Here is a 6,037-nt window from a genome sequence, read left to right as displayed (position 1 = left end):
TTCCACATGTTGTTATTCATTCCTGCAGTTCCAGTATTCATATTTCCCATGTTGTTATTTATTCCTGTTATTCCAGAATTCATATTCCACATGTTGTTATTCATTCCTGCAGTTCCAGTGTTCATATTTCCCATGTTGTTATTTATTCCTGTAGTTCCGGTATTAATATTACCTGCACTACCACCACTTTCAATATTACCACTACCTAAAGCATCACCATTACAATTTTTTTCCTTATTATATGAATATAAAGCTTCTGCTTGAGTTTCTGATGGATATTCTAAATTGAAGTTATTACTAAAATCAGTATCACTTTGATTATTCATCCCGTTAATATTATTATTAGTTAACATATTACTTGGTAAAAATCCACTACCTTGAGAGAATCCTTGATTATAATTATTCCCTGTCATATTACTCGGCATATTACCTGTCATATTACCCTGCATATTACCTGTCATGCTACCTGTCATGCTACCTGGCATATTGCTTGACAAATTATCTGCTTCGTAAGTATTAAAGTAATTTTCATCTGCATAACTATAATCAACGTTTGGTACATAATCTATTGTTTTTAAAAAGTTTTCATCTAACATTTCACCGTCTGCTGAATTAGAAAATCCTAATATAAAATTATTAGTCATATGATTTATATTTGGTGAATTCATGTTTACAATTGGTAACCAGTTAGAATCTTTCTCTGAAAAAGGCTCTTTTATATTTAAAGGAATAAATTTTAGATCATCATCTTCATCCTCTTCTCGATGTCTATTTAAATTATTATAATACATATATTTCCTCCAAAAAATATTTCATTATATTTATATGTTATATATTTATATATGTTCCCTCATATCACATTAGAACCCTCTACTTTTTACTTTAATAGCACAATACGTAAAGTAAGTGAATAGAATATATGGGAGGTAATGCTATGTGTAATTCAACAGATAATTCTTTAAGAGATTTATTTATAGGTCTCAATAAAAGAGTTCCTATACTAGATGATAATAAAATAATACCAATAAATTTTGATAATGCTGCAACAACACCCGTTTTTAATAGTGTTATAAATAAAATAACGGAAGCATGCGAATTATATGGATCAATTGGTCGTGGACTTGGACAAAAGTCTGAATACTCAACAAAGCAATATTGTAACTGCAGGGATTATATATTAGATTTTTTTAATGCATCAAAAGACAAATATACTGTTATATTTGTAAATAACACTACGGAAGGAATTAATAGGCTATCTAATATATTAATAGAAAATAAAAATGATATAATTATCACTACAAGAATGGAACATCATTCTAATGACCTCCCTTGGAGAGGAAAATGTAATTTAAAATATATTGAAGTAGATGAAAATGGAAGACTAAAACTAGATGAGTTACAATACTTACTAGACAAATATAATGGATTAGTTAAATATGTTACAATTACTGCTGCTTCAAATGTAACTGGATATATAAATGATTTATCTTATATTTCTAAACTTGTGCATAGTTATAACGCCAAACTAATAGTGGATGGTGCTCAAATAGTAGCTCATAAAAAAATTGATATAAATGCTGATTCAATAGATTTTTTAGTTTTTTCTGCTCATAAAATGTATGCTCCATTTGGAAGTGGTGCTATTGTTGGACTAAAAGAAGACTTTGAAAGACTATCAGCTGATTTTAAAGGAGGAGGAACTGTAGAAGCCGTATTAGATAACTCAGAAGTTCTATTACCTCCGCCTGAAAAAGACGAAGCTGGTAGCCCTAATTTTTTTGGTGCAATTGCATTAGTTCAGGCAATGAAAGAATTAAAAAATATAGGATTTGATGCAATTGAAGAAAATGAAAAAATACTATTGAAGAGAACACTAGAAGGTTTAAGCTGTATTAATGGAGTCATAACTTATGGTGATAATGAAAATATATCAGATAGATTAGGTATAGCAGTTTTTAATATAAATGGAATTTACAACGCTGAAGTAGCTAGATTATTAGCAAACCTTAGAGCAATAGCTGTAAGACAAGGCGCTTTTTGTGCCCATCCTTATGTAAAAAGATTATTAGGATTAACAGATTTAGAAGCAAGTAGGCATTTAGTAGATTCAAGTTGTAAAATGCCTGGTATGGTACGAGCAAGCTTTGGATTATATAACTCAATAAAAGAAGTTGATATATTCTTAAATACGGTTGATTTAATATGTAAACTAAAAAATTAAATTTTTATAATAAAAAGAGTTAAGTAAAAGTTATGTAATTAAACTTTAAATTACACTGCCTCTTATAATGAGGTTTTTTTACTTAACTTTTTATTATTTTCTATCTAGTTGCAATTAAGAACTTAATCTTTATCCCTTGTTCACTAAACATATTTTCATGCTCTGTTCTAACATTTCCTACAAAATCGCTTTTATGTAAATCATATGTAATATAGTCAATGTTAAATCCTGACTCCTTAAAATATTCTATTGATTCATCAAATAACTCATCATCGTCTGTCTTAAAGTATATTTCCCCATCCTGTGATAAGAAGGTTTTATAATTTTCTAACTGCCTATTATGAGTAAGTCTTCTTTTTTTATGTCTTTCCTTTGGCCATGGATTACAGAAGTTTATGTAAATTCTATCTACTACATCTTCTTCACTAAAAATATCATTAATTAATGCAATTTCTTGTGCCATTAATTTCAAATTAATTATTTCTTTATTTTTATCTTCATATGCTTTTTCTATATTTCTTTTTGCTAATACTAATACTTCATCTTTGATATCAATAGCAATATAATTTATATCCTCATTTTCTGATCCATGAACAGCTATAAACGTTCCTTTTCCGCATCCTAGCTCTAAGTATATAGGATTATCATTAGCAAATGCTTGTTTCCATTTTCCTTTATTTTCACTTGGATTAGTTATAAAAAAATTACATGCTTCTAATTCTGGTCTAGCCCATGGCTTTTTTCTTAATCTCATGTTCTTCACTCCATATAATATAATTCATAATCATTATACAGATTTATAAGGTTTCTATCAAACTTTATTTTTAACTTAATAAGCTTAGGATACTTCCTAAGCTTATTAACTATATCTATTTACTTTTTAGTAACCTTAATCTTTATTATATTAACTGCCTCATATTTTCCTACTTCATCTTTATATGAATCTAAATTTATTGCAACTTTTTCTGAATCCTCTTCTTTAAATTTTACTAATCCAATTAATGTAGCTTCTTCATCTAAATTCTTTCCTACTTGATTTACTTCTGACTTTGAATCAAAATCTATGCTTTCTCCATAAGTTTTAGTTATCTTATATTCTGGATTCTTAGCATCCTTTGTATTTTCTTTATCTACTTCTGCAATAGAATATATAGATTTATCAGCTTCTTCATCATTTGTTTTTGCTATATTCATTATTATATGTACTATTGAGTCTTTTTCTATAGTTTCAGTTGTATATTTTGTTAACTCTTTTGTTTCAACTAACTCACCATTATTATATTTTTCCATAGATAAATTCACATCATATTGAGAATCTTTTGGTAATACCATTGATGCAACAGTACTTTTGTCTTCACCATAGTTTGCAGATTCTAATAATAATTCAACAACACCTTGAACTTGCTGATTTACTATCTTAACATCTCCCTCTGGTAATTTAGCCCCTCCTGCAGTACATCCTGCTAAACTTGCTGTTATAACTACTGCTGCTACTATTGCTGATAACTTTTTAATTTTCATATGTTCTCCCTCGCTTTTAATAATTATGATATACTAATTTAATTATATCATATGTAAATTTTCTAATATATATGTTTCACCTAATAATAAACATAATTAACAATAATATAATATTTAAATAATTAAAAATTTATTTAAGTAAAACATAACACAAAAAATAATGTATGCTCTTCAATATTTATATAAGTTTATAACATAATAGCTTTACATAAACATTATATACACCCCTCTATTTAAACTTAAAGATAAACATTATAAAATATCTAAAACAATATTACTCTTATTAGCTATATATATCTGCTGATAATTCCTCAAGCTTTTTATAATCTATAACAATATAATAATCTTCTTCCTTTTTTAAAACATTTTTATTGCATAATCTATTTAATGTTCTTAATAAATGTCTATAGCTTGTACCTAACAATTCAGATATTACAGTTAAAGTTTCATCAAATTTAATGATTTTACTATTTTTATCTGTACCTATAGAAATTATATAGCTTGCAACTCTATTTTCTAATGGATACATTAAATTTATAGATGCATTTTTAGATGATCTTTTAAGCTTTTTTCCTAATGAATTGCATAAGAAATTCATTAAATTTGTATCATTGTAATAAATATTTCTTAATACTTTTAATGGTATCCCTATACAGATGCAAGGCTCTATAGCTTCAACATTACAACTAGATAAATCATTAGTAATTAGTTCTAAGTCCCCTAATGTGTCTAACTCTTTATAAAAATCTAACAACAATAGTTTACCATTTTTTAATGTTGTATAAACTTTTGCCTTTCCTTCTATAAAAAACATTAAATAATTTACCCCATCCCCCTCTTGAAAAATTAATTCTCGCTTATTAAAAAATAGGATTTCAGAATTCTTCTTAATTTCATCATTAAATAAGCTTTCAATATTATTAAATTTTATATATTTTTCTATTAAACTAATATCCTTTACTCTCTTCATTTTTTCTCCTTAAATCATAAATTTAAATATTAAATAAATAATGTATATGATTCAATTAATATTCAACATAACTAAAATCAATAGTATATTAAAGATTTAATATACTTAAGTAAAATATTTAAATTGACAACATATATTATTTATTTTTTTATTATAAGCAATTAAAATATAAACTTTATTGTAAAATATATGCTAATTATGACATATGTCCTAATAAAATATAATTCTTTTATGCTAAATTTATAAAAAAGCTTAAGGAGAATCAATATGTATAATTTTTTATCTTTATTTACAGGAATATTAATTACTATAATGGTTAGTTTTAATGGGGTTTTATCACAAGCCATAGGTAATTATTCTTCATCTTTAATTATTCATCTAAGTGGATTTATTATATTACTACTAATTCTGTTACTAAAAAAATATAAGATATCCTTTGAAAAAAAACTTCCTATTATATTGTATAGTGCTGGAGTAATTGGAGTTTTTACAGTAATTTTTAATAATATAAGTTTTAAAGGATTAGGAGCTTCTTTAACTATATCATTATCTCTTCTCGGACAAACTATATCTTCTTTCATAATAGATAGTTATGGTTTAATGGGAATGAAAAAAGTAAGATTTGAAAATAAAAAGATATTTGGTTTAATAATTATAACATCTGGAATAATTATTATGACATTTTTTTAGGAGGATTTTATGTTATATATTTTATTAGCAATTTTATCTGGAGTCTCTGTTGTTTTATCAAGAATAGTTAATTTTAAGCTAGCTGAAGAAATAGGAACTTTTCAAGGAACATTTTTTAATTATTTAACAGGTTTCATAACATCATTAATATTTTTCTTTCTTACTAAGGACTATATTTATATAAATGAATTATCAATTCCATTTTATGCATACCTAGGAGGGACAATTGGTATTTTAGTAGTTTTAATATTTAATTACATCACCCCAAAAGTATCATCTTTTTCCTTATCGCTTTTAGTTTTTATAGGCCAACTATCTATTGGAATTATTATAGATTACTTTACTACTAATAATATTTCTATTGGAAAAATACTTGGTGGATTATTAATTTTATTTGGACTAAGCTATAATATATTTATTGATAAAAGGGCTCAGGAAACTGAAAGTTTAAATGTAATTGAATAATAAAAAAGGTTTAGTAAATTAATACTAAACCTTTTTCTATTTATAAATTAGTTTTGTCCGAAATATCTGTCTAATAATCCCTTGAATGCTTGTCCATGTCTAGCTTCATCTTTACACATTTCATGAACTGTGTCATGGATTGCATCTAAGTTTAATTGCTTAGCTAATGT

7 protein-coding genes and 1 pseudogene are annotated in these 6,037 nt (G+C 25.8%); 3 read left to right on the top strand and 5 right to left on the bottom strand.

What is annotated here, in order from left to right; all coding sequences use genetic code 11:
• Positions 1–791: hypothetical protein (locus J7M87_RS20260; protein WP_365846470.1), on the bottom strand; the 791-nt coding region annotated here is incomplete at its 3' end.
• 143 nt (positions 792–934) lie between these two features.
• On the opposite strand from J7M87_RS20260, the gene J7M87_RS20255 reads away from it, so the two are divergent.
• Positions 935–2,221 (top strand): aminotransferase class V-fold PLP-dependent enzyme, encoded by a 1,287-nt coding sequence (locus tag J7M87_RS20255; protein ID WP_291654050.1) that lies wholly within the window; start codon positions 935–937, stop codon positions 2,219–2,221.
• 100 nt (positions 2,222–2,321) lie between these two features.
• Here the strand turns inward: J7M87_RS20255 and trmB are convergent, their stop codons facing one another.
• The 3 genes from trmB to yeiL all read right to left on the bottom strand — a co-directional run bounded on the left by trmB (position 2,322) and on the right by yeiL (position 4,712).
• A complete protein-coding gene (trmB, locus tag J7M87_RS20250; RefSeq protein WP_291654049.1) occupies positions 2,322–2,975 on the bottom strand; it encodes a tRNA (guanosine(46)-N7)-methyltransferase TrmB in 654 nt (217 codons plus the stop codon).
• A gap of 119 nt (positions 2,976–3,094) precedes the next feature.
• Positions 3,095–3,742, bottom strand: coding sequence for a hypothetical protein (locus tag J7M87_RS20245; protein ID WP_291654048.1), 648 nt, complete (start codon positions 3,740–3,742; stop codon positions 3,095–3,097).
• 283 nt (positions 3,743–4,025) lie between these two features.
• On the bottom strand, positions 4,026–4,712 hold the full coding sequence (yeiL, locus tag J7M87_RS20240; RefSeq protein WP_291654046.1) for a transcriptional regulator YeiL: 687 nt from the start codon (positions 4,710–4,712) through the stop codon (positions 4,026–4,028).
• 267 nt (positions 4,713–4,979) lie between these two features.
• On the opposite strand from yeiL, the gene J7M87_RS20235 reads away from it, so the two are divergent.
• Both J7M87_RS20235 and J7M87_RS20230 read left to right on the top strand, forming a co-directional pair.
• Entirely contained in the window at positions 4,980–5,402 is a 423-nt protein-coding gene (locus J7M87_RS20235; protein WP_291654044.1) for a DMT family transporter, read from the top strand.
• 9 nt (positions 5,403–5,411) lie between these two features.
• A complete protein-coding gene (locus J7M87_RS20230) occupies positions 5,412–5,867 on the top strand; it encodes a DMT family transporter (RefSeq protein ID WP_291654042.1) in 456 nt (151 codons plus the stop codon).
• 47 nt (positions 5,868–5,914) lie between these two features.
• On the opposite strand, the pseudogene J7M87_RS20225 reads toward J7M87_RS20230, so the two are convergent.
• Positions 5,915–6,037 (bottom strand): annotated as a pseudogene (locus tag J7M87_RS20225) (NADH peroxidase); the annotation flags it as partial.

Origin of the sequence: Clostridium sp. (genome assembly GCF_017888565.1) — a bacterium.
Lineage (GTDB): Bacteria > Bacillota > Clostridia > Clostridiales > Clostridiaceae > Clostridium.
Note: the sequence above shows the minus strand (reverse complement) of the source record. Positions and strands in the feature narration are given on the sequence as shown.

What these genes read in the sequence shown, in the direction of transcription:
- J7M87_RS20255 (WP_291654050.1), top strand. Translation starts at nt 935, where the DNA reads ATGTGTAATTCAACAGATAATTCTTTAAGAGATTTATTTATAGGTCTC.
- yeiL (WP_291654046.1), bottom strand. Translation starts at nt 4,712, where the DNA reads ATGAAGAGAGTAAAGGATATTAGTTTAATAGAAAAATATATAAAATTT.
- J7M87_RS20235 (WP_291654044.1), top strand. Translation starts at nt 4,980, where the DNA reads ATGTATAATTTTTTATCTTTATTTACAGGAATATTAATTACTATAATG.
- J7M87_RS20230 (WP_291654042.1), top strand. Translation starts at nt 5,412, where the DNA reads ATGTTATATATTTTATTAGCAATTTTATCTGGAGTCTCTGTTGTTTTA.
- trmB (WP_291654049.1), bottom strand. Translation starts at nt 2,975, where the DNA reads ATGAGATTAAGAAAAAAGCCATGGGCTAGACCAGAATTAGAAGCATGT.
- J7M87_RS20245 (WP_291654048.1), bottom strand. Translation starts at nt 3,742, where the DNA reads ATGAAAATTAAAAAGTTATCAGCAATAGTAGCAGCAGTAGTTATAACA.